Origin of the sequence: Tautonia sp. JC769, assembly GCF_040717455.1 — a bacterium.
In the GTDB taxonomy this organism is placed as follows: Bacteria; Planctomycetota; Planctomycetia; order Isosphaerales; family Isosphaeraceae; genus Tautonia.
The window spans coordinates 247,861-266,641 of record NZ_JBFEFH010000003.1 but is presented as its reverse complement, the minus strand read 5'-3'; the positions used below and the strand labels follow the sequence as shown (position 1 = coordinate 266,641).

At 68.3% G+C, this 18,781-nt stretch carries 11 protein-coding genes and 1 tRNA gene; 9 read left to right on the top strand and 3 right to left on the bottom strand.

The window, feature by feature from the left end:
• The first annotated feature begins 42 nt into the window (after window positions 1-42).
• A complete protein-coding gene (locus tag AB1L88_RS05085) occupies window positions 43-903 on the top strand; it encodes a DUF72 domain-containing protein (protein ID WP_367095544.1) in 861 nt (286 codons plus the stop codon).
• Window positions 904-1,533: 630 nt separating this feature from the next.
• Here AB1L88_RS05085 and deoC read toward each other — a convergent pair.
• Both deoC and AB1L88_RS05075 read right to left on the bottom strand, forming a co-directional pair.
• Window positions 1,534-2,265 carry a deoxyribose-phosphate aldolase gene (deoC, locus tag AB1L88_RS05080; RefSeq protein WP_367095543.1) on the bottom strand — a complete coding sequence of 244 codons (732 nt, stop codon included), beginning with the start codon at window positions 2,263-2,265 and terminating at the stop codon, window positions 1,534-1,536.
• 256 nt (window positions 2,266-2,521) lie between these two features.
• Window positions 2,522-2,595: transfer RNA gene (locus tag AB1L88_RS05075), tRNA-Asp, on the bottom strand.
• Between the two features lie 175 nt (window positions 2,596-2,770).
• Between AB1L88_RS05075 and AB1L88_RS05070 the strand changes: the two genes are divergently transcribed.
• The 4 genes from AB1L88_RS05070 to AB1L88_RS05055 all read left to right on the top strand — a co-directional run bounded on the left by AB1L88_RS05070 (window position 2,771) and on the right by AB1L88_RS05055 (window position 9,125).
• A complete protein-coding gene (locus AB1L88_RS05070; RefSeq protein ID WP_367095542.1) occupies window positions 2,771-3,733 on the top strand; it encodes a sugar phosphate nucleotidyltransferase in 963 nt (320 codons plus the stop codon).
• A 145-nt stretch (window positions 3,734-3,878) separates the two neighbouring features.
• Entirely contained in the window at window positions 3,879-7,217 is a 3,339-nt protein-coding gene (locus AB1L88_RS05065; RefSeq protein WP_367095541.1) for a UTP--glucose-1-phosphate uridylyltransferase, read from the top strand.
• Window positions 7,218-7,366: 149 nt separating this feature from the next.
• On the top strand, window positions 7,367-7,918 hold the full coding sequence (locus AB1L88_RS05060) for a hypothetical protein (RefSeq protein ID WP_367095540.1): 552 nt from the start codon (window positions 7,367-7,369) through the stop codon (window positions 7,916-7,918).
• Between the two features lie 772 nt (window positions 7,919-8,690).
• A complete protein-coding gene (locus AB1L88_RS05055; protein ID WP_367095539.1) occupies window positions 8,691-9,125 on the top strand; it encodes a hypothetical protein in 435 nt (144 codons plus the stop codon).
• 185 nt (window positions 9,126-9,310) lie between these two features.
• Here AB1L88_RS05055 and AB1L88_RS05050 read toward each other — a convergent pair whose 3' ends face one another.
• On the bottom strand, window positions 9,311-10,372 hold the full coding sequence (locus AB1L88_RS05050; protein WP_367095538.1) for a N(4)-(beta-N-acetylglucosaminyl)-L-asparaginase: 1,062 nt from the start codon (window positions 10,370-10,372) through the stop codon (window positions 9,311-9,313).
• 299 nt (window positions 10,373-10,671) lie between these two features.
• Between AB1L88_RS05050 and AB1L88_RS05045 the strand changes: the two genes are divergently transcribed.
• The 4 genes from AB1L88_RS05045 to AB1L88_RS05030 all read left to right on the top strand — a co-directional run bounded on the left by AB1L88_RS05045 (window position 10,672) and on the right by AB1L88_RS05030 (window position 18,564).
• Window positions 10,672-11,379, top strand: coding sequence for a HEAT repeat domain-containing protein (locus tag AB1L88_RS05045; RefSeq protein WP_367095537.1), 708 nt, complete (start codon window positions 10,672-10,674; stop codon window positions 11,377-11,379).
• Between the two features lie 131 nt (window positions 11,380-11,510).
• Window positions 11,511-14,006 carry a DNA strand exchange inhibitor protein gene (locus AB1L88_RS05040; RefSeq protein WP_367095536.1) on the top strand — a complete coding sequence of 832 codons (2,496 nt, stop codon included), beginning with the start codon at window positions 11,511-11,513 and terminating at the stop codon, window positions 14,004-14,006.
• A gap of 134 nt (window positions 14,007-14,140) precedes the next feature.
• Complete coding sequence (locus AB1L88_RS05035; protein WP_367095535.1) at window positions 14,141-17,440, top strand: hypothetical protein; 3,300 nt, start codon at window positions 14,141-14,143, stop codon at window positions 17,438-17,440.
• 125 nt (window positions 17,441-17,565) lie between these two features.
• Window positions 17,566-18,564: an ROK family protein gene (locus tag AB1L88_RS05030; RefSeq protein WP_367095534.1), complete on the top strand. Its 999-nt coding sequence runs from the start codon at window positions 17,566-17,568 to the stop codon at window positions 18,562-18,564.
• Window positions 18,565-18,781 lie beyond the last annotated feature (217 nt).

Sequence of the window (18,781 nt, the reverse complement as noted above, 5' to 3'; positions counted from 1 at the left end):
CTCGCCGGTTGATCACGCGGAGCGGTCGCGTATCATGGAAGAATGAACACCACCGGCACCACGAACCACCCGATTCTCATTGGTTGCAGTGGGTGGAGCTATCCTGACTGGGAAGGCGTTTTCTATCCCCCCGGACTCCACTCCGGCGACACCCTTGCCTATTACGCCGATCGCTTCCCGATCGTCGAGGTCGATTCCAGCTTCTACCGGGCGCCTTCTCCCGGCATGGTCCGATCCTGGTACGACCGAACCCCCAGCACCTTTCGGTTCGCCCTGAAGGCGCCCCGGGCGATCACCCACGAGAAGCTGCTCAAGGACTGCGACCAGGCGGTCGAGGAGTTCGTCTCCTCCATCCTCGGGCTGGGCGAGAAATTGAGTTGCGTGTTGCTGCAAATGGGCTACTTCAACCGCTCGGCGTTCGGGACGCAGGCCGAGTTCCTGAAGGTGCTCGACGCCTTCCTCGCTCGATGGCCCTTCGGACTGGTCCCCCTGGCCGTCGAAGTCCGCAACGCCCGTTGGATCAACGACGACCTGGCCAGCGTGTTGACCTCGCACGGCGCGGCGTTGACCCTCACTGAGCAGTCCTGGATGCCCTCCCCCCGGCAGGTCGCTGAGCAGCTCGACCCGATGACCGGCCCCTTCTCGTTCCTTCGCCTGCTGGGCGACCGCCAGGGAATCGAGCGCGTGACCACGTCCTGGGACCGGATCGTCCTGGACCGCTCCGCAGACCTCGCCGAGACGGCCGAGGTGATTCAATCCCTGGCCCGACGCGCGCCCGTCTTCGTGTTCGCGAACAACCACTACGCCGGTCATTCCCCGGAGACCGTCCGGCAGCTCCGCCGCATCCTCGAGCTCCCCGAGCCTCCGCCCCCGGAGCGACCGAGGTGGACCCTGTTCGATTGAACCGAAAGCCCGCGCGAGGGGCGCCTCCCTTCGACTCGTCCTCATCGGGGGACCGGGGAGGTCGGATCGGATCGGAGGGCATCCGCTCATCATTCCGAGACTCTCGCTGGTGACGCGGGGGGCCGGATGACGATGATGGTGGAGAATCCCCATCGATTCAGCGAGTCCCGCTCACGTCCCAGACCGCTCAACGACCATTCGGTCCTGGATTGAATCGCTCAAAACGCGACGGATTTGAGGGGCGTCTGCCGCTCCCTCCCCGGATGATCCGTCGGAGCTTGAGGAAAGGGAGGGGGGGAAACCCTCACACGAGATGTCCCCGCATGTTCAAGCTCACCGGCGCATGTTCGGGTTGCTCGATTCCGATCTCGTCGGCCTGCCGCCGGCCTTCGCGGCCCGGGTCTTCCTGCATCGCCGAGGCTGGACGACGCATCAGACATCGCCCGGCCCAGGACAACGGTTCGTGGCGATCGCGGAGCGAGACTCCGATCGTATCTGCTGCGAGGCCGATGAGGCTGCCTCTGCCTGGTGGCAGGTGCTCCGAACGGCCGAACCCCGATGCGCGGAACCGGTCCGACATTGAGCTTCAACAATCCCGAACGCCGCGTTTGCGTCGGCAGGATCGCCGCATCAGTAGCCTGCGGCCGCTCCCGGTTTCTCGCTACCGTCTGCGATCGGATCGAGCTTGAGGCGCCGCCGGCAATCGTCGAGGATCTCCGCGGTCCGACTCGCCCCGACGCGCGTCACGCCGATCGCCTTCACCTCCAGCAGGGTGTCGAGGTCGCGCACCCCGCCGGCCGCCTTGACTTGCACGTGCGCCGGCGCGTGCGATCGCATCAGTTGCAGGTCCTCCCGGGTCGCTCCTCCGGACCCGTAGCCGGTTGAGGTCTTGACCCAGTCGGCGTTCAACTCGCCGCAGATCTCGCAGAGCCGAACCTTGTGATGATCGGCCAGGTAGCAATTCTCGAAGATCACCTTGACCTTGCGACCCTCGGCGTGAGCCACCTCGATGACCGCGCGGATGTCCTCCCGGACGTCGTCCCAGGCTTCGCTCAAGACCTTGGAGATGTTGACGACCATGTCCAGTTCCTGGCAGCCGTCGGCGACGGCCCGGACGGCCTCGGCAACCTTGACGGCCGTCGTGTGACCCCCGTGCGGGAAGCCGATCGTCGTGCTCGGCTGCACGGTGCTGCCCGAGAGGAGTTCGGTGCAACGCGCCATCGCGTAGGGCATGATGCAGACGCTCGCCACGTCATACGCGACCGCCAGCCGGCACCCCTGGTCCAGGTCGTGCAGGGTCAGCGTCGGGTTCAGCAACGAGTGGTCGATCATCTTCGAGATGTCGCCGTAAGACGCATCCATCGCGGAGGCTCCTCAGTTCAGACGGGCCGCTCAGGGGCGAAATTCCAGGCCCTGCCGGGGCCCGGCTCACGACCTGCGTGACTCACTCCGCCAGCCCATCGGCGCAGGACGTCAGTGGGTCGTTCCCACCGCCGCGACACCTCGCAGTGGCTTCGCGGCCGAGGGGAGTCCTCTCCGACCGATCGCGAGCGGGTTGGCTCGTTCGGCTTGGCGAAAAAAAAAGCCCCGGGCAACACCCGAGGCTTTGCAGTCCTAGCGAGGATGACGGGGCTCGAACCCGCAACCTCCGGCGTGACAGGCCGGTGCTCTAACCAATTGAGCTACATCCCCTGAACCAGACCTGCGTCATGTTACCGGCGGACCCCAGGGTCGTCAAGGGTCATCTCCCTTGTTCTCCGACGGGGGCCGACAGTATCGTGAGGCATCGCTTGAGGATTGGCCTCGCGTCGAGGGTGACGGCGGCCGGATCGCGGTCGGGTTCGAGGGTGGTCGAGGAGGGGACGTTGTGCAGATTCGCAAGGCGGTGATCACGGCTGCCGGTCGAGGGGCCAGGCAATATCCGGCCTCCGACACGGTCCAGAAGGCGATGCTCCCCCTGGTCGATCGGGACGGCTTGACCAAGCCCTTGCTCCAGATCATTGCCGAGGAAGCGATCGACAGCGGTATCGAGGAAATCTGCGTCGTCTCGGCTCCCGGAGACGAGGCTCGGTACCGATCGCAATTCCGATCGATCGTCGAGCATCTCCGATCCGCCTTCCGAGGGGTCTCGTGGGCCGAGGAACAGATCCGGAAGGTCGGCGAACTCGACTCGCGCATCCGATTCGTCGAGCAGCACGAGCCCGAGGGCTACGGCCACGCGGTCTGGTGCGCCCGGGAGTTCATCGGCAACCACCCCTTCCTCCTCCTGCTTGGCGACCACCTCTACATCTCGCGCGAGTCCCGGCGGTGTGCTCGCCAGCTGATCGAGCTCGCCTCGTCCGAGTCGTGTGCCGTCTCCGCGGTCCAGGCCACTCGTGAGCACCTGATCCATCAGTACGGCACCCTGACCGGCCGTCGCCTGCACGACCGGACCGACGCCTACCAGATCGACGAGATCGTCGAGAAGCCCAACCCCACGCTCGCCGAGCTTCGGCTGCAGGTCCCGGGACTCCGAGCGGGCTATTACCTCTGCTTCTTCGGCATGCACGTGCTGACGCCGACCATCTTCGAACTCCTCGACGACCTCGTGCGCCAGGGCGACCGCGAGGGGGATCAAATCCAGCTCACCCCGGCCCTGAACAGCCTGGCCGACCGCGAAAAATACCTGGCGCTCGAGACCGTCGGTTCCAGGCACAACCTCGGGATCAAGTTCGGTTATGTCGAAGCCCAGATCGCTCTCGCCCTGAGTGGGGCCGATCGGGATCGCGTCTTGACGATGCTCGTCGAGTCGGTCGCCCGGGAGCAGACGGCCGATCGGCGGTCGCCCTGATTCGACTCAACTGACGCCCCCCTCGCATTGCCTCGCCGATTACGCAATGCATGCCGGACCCCCTCGGCCAGTCCCGCCACGGTCGTCCCGCGTGCCCGACTCGCTTCCGACTCTCCCTTTCGACCGGTGGACCGGACTCCCTCACATGGCTGACGCGAAATCCCTGATCGAGACGATCACCTCGACCGACCCGGAGCTTCGCGATCGTTCCCTCCGGTCCCTGATCGCCGGGGACTCGACCGCCGAGATCCTCGCCCACTGCGAGGAACTGGAGCGTTTCCGAAGGCGATCGACCAACCTCTACGAGCGCGTGCGGGCGTCCCTCTTCCTGCATACCCTTTACCGCTACGTCCTGCAGGAGGCCCCAGACCTCCCCTCGACCGGCTGGATCCCGGTCGAAGGCGTCGACGACCTGATGCGACGCCGCTTCGAGCAGGCGATCTCGTCCTTCCGCGCCGCCGTCCGTCGCGACGGGCCGAACGGGACGATCGCCAGTGCCCTGGCCAGGGCCTACGAGGAGATCGCCCTGCAAACGCTCGCAGACCAGGTGCGACGATCCGTGCGAAGCTGCCGGGGCAACCGCTGGATGTTCCGGGTCGGATCGGCCGACGAGCATCCCTTGCGCCTGCATTCGCGGCTGCTCGACCGATCAGGGGAGGGGCAGCTTGCTCCGATCCTGGTCGAGCGTACCCCGGTCCGGCTCGACCTGTCGCACAGCGGTTGGTCCGACATCTTCTTCCTGGGCATGGACTTCCCCGAGGGGGCACGGGTCCTCAACATCTCGGTCGACCTCGGCGTCTTCGGCCGCGATGCCCGGCCGAGACCCCCCATCGAGACGTACTGCCGGGTCATCGACGAGCCGATCCTCAGGCTCTCGAGCCTCGACCTGAACGACTCGAAGGACGTCGCCTCGCTTGAAGAGCTGTTCAACTTCGGCAACGACTACCTCGGCCTGGTCAAGGCGGGGGTCATCGCCTCGGGCCTGGTCCCCCCGTCGCTCGAAGGGTCCTCGACGACCTTGCAACAGGTCCTCGACCGGGTCATCCGCCCGGGGCACGGCCTTGAGGTGGTGAGCAAGGTCAACGACATCCCCAAGGGGTCCCGCCTCGCGGTCTCGACGAACCTGCTCGCCTCCTTGATCTCCTTGCTGATGCGCGCGACCTGCCAGACACGATCGCTCTGCGGGCCCCTGGACCCGGAAGAAGCCCCGGTGGTCGTCGCTCGGGCCATCCTCGGCGAGTGGCTCGGCGGCTCCGGCGGGGGCTGGCAGGATTCCGGGGGCATCTTCCCGGGGATCAAGCTCATCGAGGGTGTCCCGGCGGGCGAGGACGACCCCGAGTTCGGCATCAGCCGGGGACGCCTCCTTCCGAAACATACCTTGCTCGACCAGGAGGGAGCGGGCTCGTCGTTCCATGAGGCGCTGGCGAACAGCCTCGTGCTCGTCCACGGGGGGATGGCCCAGAACGTCGGGCCGATCCTCAACATGGTCACCGAGAAGTACCTCCTGCGCGGGCAGGAGGAATGGGAGGCCCGGCAGGAGGCCCTCCGCATCTTCGAAGGCATCGTGGCCGCCGTCCGGTCGGCCGATGTGAGGACGCTCGGGCAGCTCACGACCCAGAACTGGGACGGCCCCTTGAAACGGATCATCCCCTGGGTGACGAATCGCTTCACCGAGTCGATCATCGCCGAGGCGAAGGCCTACCTCGGAGGCGACTTCTGGGGTTTCCTGATGCTCGGAGGCATGTCCGGGGGCGGCATGGCCTTCTTCGTCGCCCCGCATCGCCGCGACGCCTTCCGGGCCGAGGCCCTCGCCATCCTGAAACGGGTCAAGGAGCGTCTCGACGATGCCCTGCCGTTCGCGATGGAGCCGGTCGTCTACGACTTCGCCATCAACCCGCTGGGAACGGTCGCCGAGCTCTTCGACGCCGACCGGGCTCTCATGCCCCCCCGTTATTATTCGCTGCAAATCCCCCGGATGATCACCCAGGGGCATACCGAGGTCCATCCCCAGCGCCGGGTCGACATCGACCAGTTCGCCTCGCGCAGCGCCGACACGAATGAGCTGCTCCGCCTCTTCCGGACCACGATCAACACCCTCTTTCCGGTCCCGAGATCCGCGCTCGACCCGACCTCGGCCGACTGGAATGCCGAGGCCGACCGCATTCGCCGCGAGAACGGATTCGACCCCGTCCAGCACGAGCAGCTTCGCGAGGATCTCCAGCGCGGCCGGATCGGCCTCGCTCGCAATCGCTTGCCGGTCGACACCGACATCCGAGACGTCCACGACGACGACCTGATCGACGCCCGAGGCGTGTTCGACGACCCCCCGAGCCCGTCCCTTGGGGAGAGTCTCGGCGAGATCGCCGTCGTTAGCCTCGCCGCCGGCGTGGGGAGCCGATGGACGACCGGCGCCGGCGTGGTCAAGGCCGTCAATCCGTTCGTCATGCTCGACGGCAGGCACCGCAGCTTCCTGGAGATCCATCTCGCGAAGACCCGGCGCGCCATGCAACGTTTCGGGGTCACCATCCCTCATGTGGTGACGACCAGCTACCTGACCCACTCCGCCATCGAGCACCATCTGGGGCTGACCGGCAACTACGGGCACGACGGGCCGGTCGTCCTCTCGCGCGGGCAGTCGATCGGCCAGCGGTTGATCCCGATGACGCGCGACCTCACGTTCCTCTGGGAAGAACAGGCGCACGAGACCCTGGATGAGAACAAGCAGAAAGTCCGCGAGGCCGGCCGCCGGGCGATCCTCGGCTGGGCCCAGGCCCGGGGAGAGGGGTCGGATTATGTCGATAACGTTCCCCTCCAGCGCTTCAATCCTCCCGGCCACTTCTACGAGGTCCCCAACCTCCTGCGCAACGGGACGCTGGCCCGGCTGCTCGGCCAGTTCCCTCGGCTCCAGTGGTTGCTCGTGCATAACATTGACACCCTGGGCGCCGATCTCGATCCGAGGATCTTCGCCAGGGTCCGCGAGTCGGGGGCGACCCTGGCCTTCGAGGTCATCGCCCGACGACTCGACGACCGCGGCGGCGGCCTGGCCCGGGTGAACGGCCGGCTTCGCCTGCTGGAGGGCCTGGCCCAGCCTCGCGAGGAGGTCGAATTCTTGCTCCGCTACTACAATTCGATGACCACCTGGGTCCACATCGACCGCCTGCTCGCCGCGTTTGGCCTGACCCGAGGCGACCTGAGCGGGGACCCGGAGCGTGTCGCCTCCGCCATCCGGACCATGGCCGCTCGCGTCCCCACGTATGTGACCATCAAGGACGTCAAGCGGCGCTGGGGGCACGCCCAGGAGGATGTCTTCCCGGTGGTCCAGTTCGAGAAGCTCTGGGGAGACCTGACCGCCCTTCCCGATCTTTCCAGCGCGTTCCTGGCCGTCGACCGCCCCCGGGGGCAGCAGCTCAAGGACCCGGCCCAGCTCGACGGTTGGGCCAACGACGGCAGCCTCGCGTATGTCCGCTCCCTCTGTTCCTTCTAATGCCAAGGTGGATCTCGACACGCGCCCCCGCACGCCGCAGGACCGGGCAAGTCATCCGTGGCCGCGTTGCCCTCGGGCCAACTGCCGGGCCGGGGTGACTGCTTCGAACCGTCTCCCGAGTGCGATCCCGAAGTGTCGGGTTACGATTGATGAAGCCGCAGGCCCAGCCTCGTTTGACACTCGCACAACTGCTCACCATTCCGGTCTTCGCGGCGGCGGCCCTGGCCTGCATCGTCCCCGCCGTCCGATCGAACGCGATCGCAGACTACGGGATCGTCCAGTTCCTGTTCCTCGAAGGCATCATCATCCCGGTCGCCATGGCCCTGGTCGCCCAGATCATGCTGACCCGTGAGACCGGGCGTGATCGGCTGGTGTCGGGGTTGCTCTGGCTCTCTGCCCTGATCGGTCGGGTGGCCCTGCTCGCGCTCGCCGCGATGGCCGTCTGGGACCTCGTGCTCAGTGTCTCGACCGGCCGAGGGCTCCCGCTCGACCTCCTCGCCTTCCTGATCGTCCTGGTCGGCGGGTTGATCGCGCTCGACGAGGTCGCCCTCTTCTTGCGAGAGCGGTTCCGCGAGGCCCGATGCCCCCGTTGTGGACACCCCGTGACCACCCGGGACCGGCCTTCAACCTCAGTCGCGAACGCGCACGACATCCGCTGCCCGAACTGCGGTCTGACGATCCACCGTGGTCGAGACGATTGAAGACCCTCCCAGGCCCTCACGCCGGACCGATCCCGCGACACAGACGGACATCGGGGTGTGATGGGCCGACGGACTTCCGACGCGATGGGGATGACGACGGCCCTTCTCAACGCGGTTCTCGCGAATTCATGCCGTCGCCGACCCGCTCGTCTGCAACGTCCTCCGGGCGAATGGGGTTTCCCGGATCGTCTTTCGAGACCCTCCTCGCTCGTCCTCCCGGGCACACGCGCTCGCGTCGCCGCCGAATCAGTCCACCCCGCGCGCCCCGGCCGGGCTCGATCGCGGCCGCATGGGTCGGGCCTCCCCTGACCCTCCCTGGGTGAGAAGTCGCCGAGACGTTTACCTCTTGATCCGCGTCCCGACCCGGTCCTCTCACGCGGCTGGTCGAGGAAAATCCGAGGTGCGATTCCAAAATTTTTTGCAGGGGTCGTGGCCGCGGCCTGGCGCGCGTCGAGAACCCCTTCGAGCGATCGACCGGGAAACACCCTCACGCCTGCGGAGCCCGCGATCCCGAGCAAAAACAAAGGGTTTCTGGATTTAGTGCAGGATTTACTCATGTCACAGGATCCTCAAAAAAAGAATATTGCTATAAAATTGAACTTGAAATAGATCCCTGGAAATCGCCGACGAACGGCCGGAACTCCTGGGAAAAGCGGTATCTCGGCGGCTTCGCCGTCTTCACAGGCGTGTTATATTTCGCTAAGAAACTCACAGCGAAGGCCGGTGGACCGGTTCCGGCCAGTCGGTTCCTTTCCACTGAGGGTGAGAGACGATGGCGGCGAAAAAGACCGCGACCAAGAAGAAGACCTCGGCGGCCCCGGCCAAGGCGAAGGCCGCCGCGGCTCGACCGGCGACGGCCCGCAAGGCTGCCGCCCCCAAGGCGTCGAAGACCTCCACCAAGGCAACCGCCGCGGCCCCTTCGGCGACCTCGACGAAAGCGACCCCGGCGAAGTCGAAGCCCGCCTCCAAGCCCGCGACCAAGAAGCCCCTGAAGCTGACCGACGCCCAGGAGAAGATCCTCCGCCAGATCGATTCGGTCGGCGACGCCGGTTACGTCCCCGCTCAGAAGACCGAACTGCGGTCGATCGACAAGCTCCGCGAGCTGAAGCTCGTCAAGAAAGGGGCGAAGGACAAGGAAACCGGCGCGATCCCCTTCCTGACGACGGCCGCGGGGAAGAAGCACCTCGCCGCCTCGACCCCCGCCTGAGTCGACTTCCGCCGTCATCTCGCATGGATCAGGGAAGTGTGCGACTCCGCTGATCCATGCGGATCGGTCTCCATCGAGACGAGCCGAGCCCGGGACCTCCCGACGGTCGCATCGCCGCGGCGTCCTCGACCGGGCTCTTCGAAGGCGATGACGCGTTCGATCCCCTGATCGACGATGCGGGCCGATCAGTCGTCCTTGCCCCGTTCGTAGAGCGCGGCACAATCGACGAGTCGCGCGGCGTCCCCGTCGTGGACCGCCATGCGGGCACCAGACCAGAGCGACGCGCCGCCGAAGCTCCCGTCCTTTCGGACGCAGTAGAACGTGACGTCGAAATTGGGACGCCCCTGGTCGTCCCGGAGCATCGGGTTCAGGTTCGTCCGGGCGATCTGCTTGCACGCCTCGAGCGCCGCGTCTTGCGGAGCCTTGCCGGCACGCAGGGCCTCGACGATCCGGAGGCTTGAGCAGTTGAGCAGATTCGCCTCGCCTCGGCCGGTGGATCCGGCCGATCCGAACTCGTTATCCAGATAGAGACCCGCCCCCAGGATCGGCGAATCGCCCACGCGACCCGGGATCTTGAAGTACAGGCCCGACGTCGTGGTCACGCAGCCGAGGTTGCCGTGCGTGTCCAGGGCGGAGCAGTGGATCGTGCCCGTACCTCGGATCCCGTAGAACCCTCGGACCGCCGGATCGAGCTGGTCGTCGGGCGGCGGGAAGCGGTCATCCCGGTCGCTGAGCGTCTCCTTCCAGTGCAGCCAGATCTTGCGAGACTCCTCGGTCAGCAGGTCGACTTCGGGGAAGCCGTGCATCCGGGCGAAGCGCAGGGCTCCCTCGCCCACCAGCAGGCAGTGATCGGTGCGCTGCATGACCAGGCGGGCCACGGCGGCCGGGTGCATGATGTTCCGGAGCGAGGCGACGGCCCCCCCGTTGGCCGTCGGGCCGTGCATCACGGCGGCGTCGAGCTCGACCACGCCGTCCTCGTTGGGCATGCCGCCGTAGCCGACGCTCTGATCACTCGGGTCGGCCTCCACGATCGCCACCCCTTCGACGGCGGCGTCGAGCGGGTCGGCGCCGGCGAGGATCAACTCCATCGCCTTCGAGACCGTCCGCAAGCCGTTCGCGCTGGCCACGACGACCGGCTTCCCGTTTCCGACGTCCCGTCTGGGGGCAGCCCCCAATCCCAGGGTCGCGGCACACATCCCGGCCACTCCGGCTGAGAGCAGGCTCCGGCGATCGATCGGGTCCATCATGATGACGCCTCTCCGGCAAGTCGACTTGGATCAAGGGTCAAGTTCCGAGCTTCGAGCGTACCGGCCGTGGGAGAGCCCGGCCTGAGCGGCTGAGCATACCGAGCCCTTCCGCCTCGGACCACCAGCCACGCCGGCAAGAGTGACCCGAGCTGGCCTTGACCCCGAACCGATCCCCGATCATGATCCCGGGCCATTGGTCACGTCCGACCGGCTCGCACACCCTCGGAATCCGCCCCCGATCGACGGCCCCCGGTCTCCTCCCGACTCGATCCTCCGCAATCGCGGTGGGAGCCCCGTCCATGGAAGGTCAGAGCGTTCCGACGATTCCGCCTCGCCGATGGGTCTTGACGCCGACGGCGCTTTGCCTCGTCGCGGTGATCGCCGGATGCGGTGGCGTCGGGTTCCTGGGCACGACGGCCTCCAGCTTCCTCCGGCATGTCCGCGAGAGCGACAATCCGAACGTCCGCTACGCCGCCTTCACCCGGCTCGCCGACCCCGGTTGCTACAGCGACGAGGGCCAGAAGGCCGAAGCGGTCCGCGAACTCGTCGCCGCCCTCGACGGTGGCCAGGAATCGGTCGCCACTCAGGCGGCCATCTGCCGGACGCTCGGCGCGCTCGATCGTCCCGAAGCGTTGACCGTGCTCCGCAAGACCGCACTGGCCGAAGATCCGATCGTCCGCACCGAGGCCTGCCGCGCGCTCGGCAAGACCGGCACGATCGAGGACGCGACGCTCCTGGCCCGCGTCATGACCACCGACGTCAGCCGAGACTGCCGGGTCGCCGCCATCGAGGCCCTCGGAGACCTTTCCCCGGCCGACCCACGCATCGGCCTCACCCTCGTCGAGGGCATGCGGAACCCCGACCCCGCCATCCGGGCCGCCAGCTACCAGACCTTGAAACTCATCACCGGGCAGGATCACGGCTTCGAGATCGACCGATGGGAGGAACTCGCCCAGGCCCGGCTCGACGAGACCCAGCCGCCCGATGTCCGGGCCGCGCCCCGATGATCCCCTCGACTCGTCTGGCAGCCTGTCGCCGATTCGTGCGACAATCGACCGGTCGAGGTCTCGCCGCATTCCGATGAGGTGACCCGGATCGAGCCGAACCCGCTCCGATCGGGCTGTGTCGTCGAGGGATCATGGATACGCATACGCTGGAGCTTCTCGAGTTCGACCGCGTCCGGAATCTGGTCGCCTCCTACGCGGCCTCTCCCCTCGGGCGGGCCGCCGCCCTCGCCCTGCAACCCAGCCTCGATCTGGGAGAGGTCCGGCAGCAGCAGGCCCTGACGACCGAGATGACCGACGCCCTCGCCGCCGGGCTCACCCCCCCGCTCGCCGGCTTGCTCGACGTCCGGGGCGCCGTCCGGCGATCGGCGATCGGCGCCACCCTGGCCGCCGAGGAACTGGCCGAGATCGCCTCCTCGCTCCGGATCATCGCCGAGGTCGACCGCTACCTCGTCCGCGTCGGCGATTCGTTCCCGAGGCTCGGCGCCCTGAAGCACGACATCGGCGAGTTCTCCGGCCTCGCCAACGCCATCGACGGCTGCCTCGACCCCCGAGGCCGCGTGCTCGACACCGCCAGTCGTCGCCTCTCCGAGATTCGTCGGGAGATCGGCGGCGTCGAGGAACGCATCCAGGAGACCCTCCGCCGGATGCTCCGATCGCCCGAGATCCGCCGCATCCTCCGCTACCCGAATTTCACCGTCGTCGGCCAGCACTACGTCCTGCCGGTCGCCCGCGACTTCCGGGGGGAACTGAAGGGCTCGGTCCACCGGACCAGCGCCAGCAACGAGACGGTCTACATCGAGCCCCAGGCCGTGGCCGATCAATCGGCCCAGCTCTCCTACCTGCGGGCCAAGGAGTCGAAGGAGGTCCGCCGGATCCTCCGATGGCTCAGCGCCCAGGTCGGCCAGGTCGCCGACCCGCTCGCGGCCTCCTTCGAGGTCATGGCCACGCTCGACCTCGTCCTCTGCCGAGGGCGCTACAGCCTCGACTACCGGATGACCCCCCCCGACCTGAACACCGAGGGGCGCATCCTCCTCCGAGGGGCTCGCCACCCGATCCTCGAGCACCTCTTCCGCGAGGAGGCCCGACGCCTCCGGGCCGAGGCCGAGGCCGGTCGAACCGCCGATCACGACGATTCGACCGAATCCCCCCCCGGCGGGCCCGAATCGGGCGCCGCCGACCTCGCCGACGCGCCCTCGTCCTCGCCCTCGCCCGATCCCGGCTTCTCGGTCGGGTTCCATCAGATGCCGGTCGGCTCCCGGCCCTCGCCCCCCGAGCTTCCCGGATCGTTCCGCGGCTTCCACGAGCTCCCCGTCGGCTCCCGCCTGGCCCCCTGGGTCGATCCGAACCAGGCGTTCGACCGATCGCTCTTCCAGCCTCCCGTCGGCCAGGGCCTTGTGCCCGACGTCTCGGACGTCGAACCCGATTCGCCTCGCGACGCGGGCGAAGCCCCCGAGGAGCTGGACGAGGCCGCCCGGCTCAGAGGGGGATTGTCCGGTCGTCCCCTCGAACAACGACGTCGCGAACGCGGCGAGTCTTTACAGGCAGGCCAGGCCGGCGATTCCTCCTCCTCGTCCGAAGCCGCGCGATCGCGCCCGGACATCCCCACCCGGTCGGTCGTCCCCATCGACGTCCATCTCGGCTTCCAGTTCAACATCCTCGTGATCACCGGGCCGAACACCGGCGGCAAGACGGTGGCGATCAAGACCGTCGGCCTGCTGGCGATCATGGCCCAGTGCGGCCTGCACATCCCGGCCAACCAGGGGTCGCAGCTTTCCCTGCTCGACGACGTCCTCGCCGACATCGGCGACGAGCAGAGCCTGGAGCAATCCCTCTCCACCTTCTCCTCGCACGTCCGTCGCATCACCGAGATCTTCTCACGGGCCACCGAGCGTTCCCTCATCCTGATGGACGAGCTCGGCGCCGGCACCGACCCCGCCGAGGGGGCCGCCCTCGGCCGGGCGATCCTCGACGAGATCGACCAGATCGGCTGCCGGGCGATCGTCACCACCCACATCGGCGACCTGAAGACTTACGCCTTCTCCAACCCCCACGCCGAGAACGCCGCCGTCGAGTTCGACATCGAGACGCTTCGCCCTCGCTACCGCGTCCACATCGGCGACATCGGGGCCTCCAACGCCCTGCAGATCGCCCGGCGACTGGCCATGCCCGCCCATCTCGTCGACCGCGCCGCCCGATACATCGAGCGGTCCAAGGACGAAGGGCAAGGCTCCCCCGAATGGGAGGTCGTCCAGCGCCTCCGGTTCGAGGCCGAGCAGGCCCGGCAGGAGGCGATGGCCCAGCAGGCCGAGGCCGAACGCACCCGCGCCGCCCTCTCCCAGAAACTCGCCGACCTCCAATCCCAGGCCGAGCAGGACGCCCGGCTGGCCGAGGCCCGCGCCCGGCTCCAGCCCGGCGACCGCGTCGTCGTCCCCCGGCTCGGCTACGACCGCCCCGGCCGGGTGGTCCGGATCGAGGCCCGGAAGAACAAGGCCGTCGTGGCCATCGGCCAGATGAACTGGGACGTCACCGTTGATGAGTTGATCCCCCAGGTGATCAGGACTCCGGACGCCCTCGCCGCGTCGGCCGCCCGGACCCCCTCGGGCCGGGGGAAATCGCGGTACGAGTGATCGATCGCCCCTCGTCGTTCGGGAATCGGCCCGAACCCCTCCCCGAACCCGCAGGCTCGTCTTGCCGACGCGCCCATCGGGTATGATGGAATGCGTCCTCACCTTCGATGGCGAGCCGATGGGGCCGTGACCGGATGGAGCAGATCTACTACACGCAATGCCCGATCGGTTACGGGCTCGGTGCGAGCAACGGCTTCCAGATCAAGCGGCTCGATTCCGGCTACCCTCCCTCGGGAGACGTCCGGCACCTCTCGCTCCGCCCGTTCCTCGCGGCGTCCAACGGCAAGCAGCTTGCCCCCGGCACCCTGCGCTATCGACGCGTCGGCAGCATCGCGGAGGTGGCCTGGCTCGAACCCCGCGCCCGCGAATATGAAACCGAGCGCGGCCTCTGGGGACGCCCCGGCGGCCACTTCGCCCACGGCCTCCGCCTCGACCCCTCGGAATGGGAGGCGATCGCCTGCTGGCCGGCCGGCCTGCACGACCGGCCGTGCTGGCGGCGTTCCGACCCCGAACCGAGCCGAGGCCGTCGGCCGGACGACCTCACGCTCGGCCCGAGGGATCTGATCGCTCCTCCCAGCCCTCCCCTCGTCGCACCCTTGCTCGACCTCGATCCCGAGGCCCTCGCCGTCCTGCTCGCCCGGGTGGCCGAGGCCGCCCGGACCGCGCGCACCCTGGTCCTCATCGACGAGCCGCAACGCCTCGGGCCCCGGATCGCCGCCCTCACCTTTGCCGTCCCCGCGCCGCTCCGGGCCGAGCTGACCTTCTCCACCTACCACGACCGGCCCGAGGAACTCCCCGGGTTCCGGATCCAGGGCACGGTCCCCTCCTCGAATCCCGCCCAGCGAGCCATGCTCTCCGGCCTCGGGCCTGTCGTCGATCTGACCGCCGCGCGAATCGAGTCGCCTGCGCCCGACCTCCCGAGGTGGGCTCGCGCCCTGGCCACCTGGTTCCTCTCCGGCGATCCCCAGGACCATGAGCGTTGGACGCTCACCGAGGCCCGAGCCCGGTCCGCCCGGAGGCCCGACGATCCCGCCGTCCTCTGGTCCGACGCCTGGCTCGATGGCCTGATCGGCCTGGCCGAGGTCGCCCAATCGCCCCGTCCCGCCCCGGCGACGGCGGAGCAATGGCAAGCCTTCGCCCGCCAGGTCGCCTGGACCGCTCAGGCCGGACTGTTGCGTGATCTGATCGAGCCGCGACGGCCCCAATGGTGGCGCCCGCTCGTTCGGGAGGCCAGCCGCGACCCGTCCGCCCGAGACGCCTTCTGGCTCCTGCTCCTCGCCCCCGAGACCTGGGCCGACGCCCAGGCGGCCGACGCGACGCTCTGGGGGGCCGTCTCCGCCTACTTCTGGGCCCGAGAGCCTGCCATCCATCGCGAGCAGAGGCTCCACGCCATCGTCCAGCGAATCGCCCCGGCCGACCTGCTGGCCCGATTCCTCGATGGGCTCATCCGCACCGTCCCGACCGATTTCGGCCTGTTTGCCCTCAACTGGATGGAACGCCGTTCGACCCTCGATCCCCGCGTGCTCCTCCCGCTCCGCGCCCGGAACGCCGTCGGCCTCGTTCTCGACCGGGCGAACCCGGACGCCCTCGACCAGGTCCTCCGGCAGGCGATGCAGCTTCCCCAGACCTTGCCCGTCGTCCTCGACCTGATCGGCGACGAGGCCAGGCGACTCGACCAGGCCGCCGCCGTCGCCTCCGTCACCGCCGATCGGATGATCGCCGCCACCCCCGACCCCCTCGCTCAGTTCGAAACCTGGGCCCTCGAGCGTCGCCAGGCGGGGCAGGGGGAGTGGATCGCCGCCAGGATCGCCCGATTCCTGGCCGACGATCCGTTCCGAGACGCGGGGGAAGCCCTCCGCGGCCGCGTCCCGTCTCGGCTCCATCCCGCGCTCGCCGAGAGTGTGCTGGAGGCTGCCGATCGCGACGACGCCCCCCCCGGGGCATTCCGCTGGGCGGTCGAGCGGCTCGTGCTCGGACTTCCTGAGCCCGATCGCGACGCGATCGCTCCCCTCCGGGCCGATCGGTACCTCCAACGCCTCGGTTCGCCGCTCGATCTCGCGCAGAGCCTCCAGCACAATCCCACCACGCTCGCCGCCTGGCTCGACCTCGCCCGTTCCCGATCCTCGATCACCCCGGCCTCGATCACTCGGATCGACGATGCCCGGGAGTTGCTCCGGTTGCTCGACGGGGGTCGCCAACTCCCCTCGGAGTCCCTCCTCCGCCGCCTTCCCGAGGCCGACCGAGGGCCCGTGCTCGACCTGATGATCGATCGCCTCGCCGAGGAGGAATTCCCCCCCTGTCGGCCCATCCTCGAACGCTGCGGGCGCTGCTGGTCCGATGCGTTCGAGCCGGGGTCGGCCGGGCTTGCCGAACTCGCCCGGCCGCTCGCGGAGGTCTTGCTCCAGTATCTGCCCGATCCCGGACTCTGGATCGAGGCGATGGGACAGTGCCTCGACTGGCTCGGCCTGGACCGCTCGGACGATCGCCACCTCCGGCACTCAGGGCTTGCCTCGCTGATCGTCGCCGAGACCACCCGGATCACGGCCGATCCCGAGGCCCCCTGGCAGCTCCGGGCCGCCCTCCTGCGCCACGACCGCTACGCCTCGACCCTGGTCGACGACCTCGGCCGCGACCTCCTCGCCGATCGCCCGTCCCGGGCGATCGAGGTCGCCCGGCGCTGGACGCGAGTCCTCGACAAGGGAGAGTACTCCGATCGGTTCTTCGAAATCCTCCTGAACGCCTGCGACGGGCCTCGGCTCGCGCTGATCGTCCCCGAATACGCGGCCGAACTCTGGACCCTTCGGCCGCTCTCGTGGTGGTCGGCACCCCGGCTTGACTCTCGGGAGTTTGATCTCCGCGAGGCGTTCGCCAGGCAGATCCCGATGGCTCCGCTAAAGGATCTGCGCAGTCGGTCGTACATCGAGGCGTGGCTCACCCGGCAAAGGCCACGCGAGTCGTCTCCGTCCATCCGAGACGAACACCTGCCCCCCCTCGTCCCCGAGCCCGAGCCGGAATCGCGGCAAGCGGCCGCGCCCGCCGGGCTGTCCGAAGAGGCGGAACTTCGCTGGCGATGCGTCCTCGCCCTCACCGAATTCCACTGGGACGGGAAGACCTCCGAGACGCGCTGGAACGACCTGATGCGCTGGCGGAACCCCGATCGAGCACGCGAGGCGCCGCCGGTCGCCCGGCTCGATCCCGACGACCGATACGACTTCCTCTCCTGGATCGTCATGGCCCTCGACCCTCCCGTCGGCAACGATTACGCGCTGGAGTCCCTGGCCCGCTGGATGACCCGGGATCTCGACATGCGATCACGCGGGAGGATCGTCGAGCACCTCGATCGGATCACCGCGAGGGGGATCGTCGTCCCCGCCGATCGCGTCCGGCTCGCGCAGGATCTGGCCCATCAGATCGGGCTTCAACTCGATGATTAAGCGACGAAGCCAATCGGAACAGGGGTTGCCACTTTCCCGAGGTGCCCGACCCTGGTACTTCATCACGAGAACGACACCGCGATGTCGCGATTCGGGACCAAAGAGCAACCACGGAGCGTAAACCGATGACAACGCACGCCGAAGGGCCGCTGGTCCTGGGGATCGACCTCGGGGGCACCAAGATCCTGGCCGGTGTGGTCGACGCCGAGAACCAGATCCTCGGCCGGGCCAAGGAGTCCACCCCCGCCCGGGAAGGCGGGGCCGCCTTGCAGGACGCCCTGATCGAGGTCGGCCGCAACGCCCTGGCCGCGGCCGGCCTCGACCCGTCCGCCATCGCCGCCGTCGGGATCGGTTCTCCCGGCCCGCTCGACGTCGAGGCCGGCGTCATCCGATCCAGCCCGAACCTCAACGTCGTGGAATTCCCGCTCAAGGAGACGCTCCAGCAGGCCTTCGGCGTCCCCGTCGCGGTCCAAAATGACGTCCGGGTCGGCGGCTACGGCGAATTCAAGCTCGGCGCCGGCCGAGGCTATCGTGACATCGTGGCCGCCTTCGTCGGCACCGGGATCGGCGGCTGCCTGATCCGAGACGGCGAGATCGTCTCCGGCATCACTGGCAACGCCGGCGAGATCGGCCACCTGATCGTCAAGGCCAACGGCCCCAAGTGCGGCTGCGGCCGTCGCGGCTGCCTCGAAGCCGTCGCCAGCCGCACCGCGATCACCCGCCGCATCCACAAGGCCATCCGCAAAGGGGCCTCGACCCCCCTGCGCGACGTGGTGCGCAACAAGAACTCCCGGCTCAAGAGCAAGGAACTCTCGAACGCCTACCGATCGGGCGACCCCGTGGCCGTCCACGAGGTCGAGCGGGCTGCCCGGTTCATCGGCCTGGCCCTCGGCGGCCTGATCAACGTCCTCGGCCCCGAGATCGTCATCATCGGCGGAGGCGTCACCGAGGCGCTCGGCGCCCCCTTCGTCGAGCTCGTCCGCAACGCCGCCCGCGGCCAGGCCATGGCCGACCCCGACCGCCGCGTCCAGATCGAGCAGGCCGAACTCGGCGACGACGCCGGGGTGCTGGGCGCTTCGCTCATCGCCCGGGAACGTTACCTCGCCGCCCCCTCGCTCACCTGATCGCCGGGCCAGCCTCCCCCTTGTGGAGCGGGGGAGGCTGGCCGGCGGGACGAGCCCGACCCGGACGAGGTCTTTTCGGGTTCGCCAAATCTCCCAATTTGACAATATCGGTGGTCAGGGGCTGATCCTTGCCGTAGAATAGAGGCGACAACTCGATCGGAGCGTCGGTCGCAGGAGGTTCGTTGGACGGAGCGACGCCGAAGGTGGTGGGAACCGC